Source organism: Isoptericola sp. NPDC056573 (assembly GCF_042793335.1).
GTDB lineage: Bacteria > Actinomycetota > Actinomycetes > Actinomycetales > Cellulomonadaceae > Isoptericola.
In genome coordinates, this window is the sequence record NZ_JBHTUY010000032.1 from 275 (window position 1) to 2,320 (window position 2,046).

General features: G+C 49.2%; 1 tRNA gene and 1 rRNA gene. Both read right to left on the reverse strand.

Annotated features, from left to right (window positions below):
- Positions 1–161: 161 nt before the first annotated feature.
- A 16S ribosomal RNA gene (locus ACFQ8E_RS21975) occupies positions 162–1,711 on the reverse strand.
- Positions 1,712–1,809: 98 nt separating this feature from the next.
- Positions 1,810–1,883 (reverse strand) — tRNA-Gly (locus ACFQ8E_RS21980).
- Positions 1,884–2,046 lie beyond the last annotated feature (163 nt).

Sequence of the window (2,046 nt, forward strand, 5' to 3'; positions counted from 1 at the left end):
TATCACTATGTGATATCTTGTGTTACTAATTGAATGTGATGTCTACTGTTATCTAGTTTTCAAAGAACACGTTTCGAAGGAATGATCCTTCAAAACTAAACAAGACAGGGAACGTTCTGTTTATAAGACCCAAGGTCTTATATTCCGTATAATATCCTTAGAAAGGAGGTGATCCAGCCGCACCTTCCGATACGGCTACCTTGTTACGACTTCACCCCAATCATCTGTCCCACCTTAGGCGGCTGGCTCCAAAAAGGTTACCCCACCGACTTCGGGTGTTACAAACTCTCGTGGTGTGACGGGCGGTGTGTACAAGGCCCGGGAACGTATTCACCGCGGCATGCTGATCCGCGATTACTAGCGATTCCAGCTTCATGTAGGCGAGTTGCAGCCTACAATCCGAACTGAGAACGGTTTTATGAGATTAGCTCCACCTCGCGGTCTTGCAGCTCTTTGTACCGTCCATTGTAGCACGTGTGTAGCCCAGGTCATAAGGGGCATGATGATTTGACGTCATCCCCACCTTCCTCCGGTTTGTCACCGGCAGTCACCTTAGAGTGCCCAACTTAATGATGGCAACTAAGATCAAGGGTTGCGCTCGTTGCGGGACTTAACCCAACATCTCACGACACGAGCTGACGACAACCATGCACCACCTGTCACTCTGCCCCCGAAGGGGACGTCCTATCTCTAGGATTGTCAGAGGATGTCAAGACCTGGTAAGGTTCTTCGCGTTGCTTCGAATTAAACCACATGCTCCACCGCTTGTGCGGGCCCCCGTCAATTCCTTTGAGTTTCAGTCTTGCGACCGTACTCCCCAGGCGGAGTGCTTAATGCGTTAGCTGCAGCACTAAGGGGCGGAAACCCCCTAACACTTAGCACTCATCGTTTACGGCGTGGACTACCAGGGTATCTAATCCTGTTCGCTCCCCACGCTTTCGCTCCTCAGCGTCAGTTACAGACCAGAGAGTCGCCTTCGCCACTGGTGTTCCTCCACATCTCTACGCATTTCACCGCTACACATGGAATTCCACTTTCCTCTTCTGCACTCAAGTCTCCCAGTTTCCAATGACCCTCCACGGTTGAGCCGTGGGCTTTCACATCAGACTTAAGAAACCACCTGCGCGCGCTTTACGCCCAATAATTCCGGATAACGCTTGCCACCTACGTATTACCGCGGCTGCTGGCACGTAGTTAGCCGTGGCTTTCTGGTTAGGTACCGTCAAGGTGCCAGCTTATTCAACTAGCACTTGTTCTTCCCTAACAACAGAGCTTTACGATCCGAAAACCTTCATCACTCACGCGGCGTTGCTCCGTCAGACTTTCGTCCATTGCGGAAGATTCCCTACTGCTGCCTCCCGTAGGAGTCTGGGCCGTGTCTCAGTCCCAGTGTGGCCGATCACCCTCTCAGGTCGGCTACGCATCGTTGCCTTGGTGAGCCGTTACCTCACCAACTAGCTAATGCGCCGCGGGTCCATCTGTAAGTGGTAGCCGAAGCCACCTTTTATGTTTGAACCATGCGGTTCAAACAACCATCCGGTATTAGCCCCGGTTTCCCGGAGTTATCCCAGTCTTACAGGCAGGTTACCCACGTGTTACTCACCCGTCCGCCGCTAACATCAGGGAGCAAGCTCCCATCTGTCCGCTCGACTTGCATGTATTAGGCACGCCGCCAGCGTTCGTCCTGAGCCAGGATCAAACTCTCCGATAAAGTAGTTTGACTGACTACGCACATCGCTGTGCGATTTTTTTAAAACTGAATTAACAGGTACGTTTTGTCTTGTTTAGTTTTCAAAGATCATTCAATAATGGAGCGGGTGATGAGAATCGAACTCACGACATCAGCTTGGAAGGCTGAGGTTTTACCACTAAACTACACCCGCATTTGTGATTGTCAGCAACAGTACCGCTCTGACTTTTTTTATATTACATGTTTATTTATTTTTCGTCAAGGGAATATAAAAATTTTGTCGAAAAAAAGTTATCTTTTTGTAAAGTTGTTAAGTTCCGTTTACATAATGTTAAGTATACTATACAATATAATCA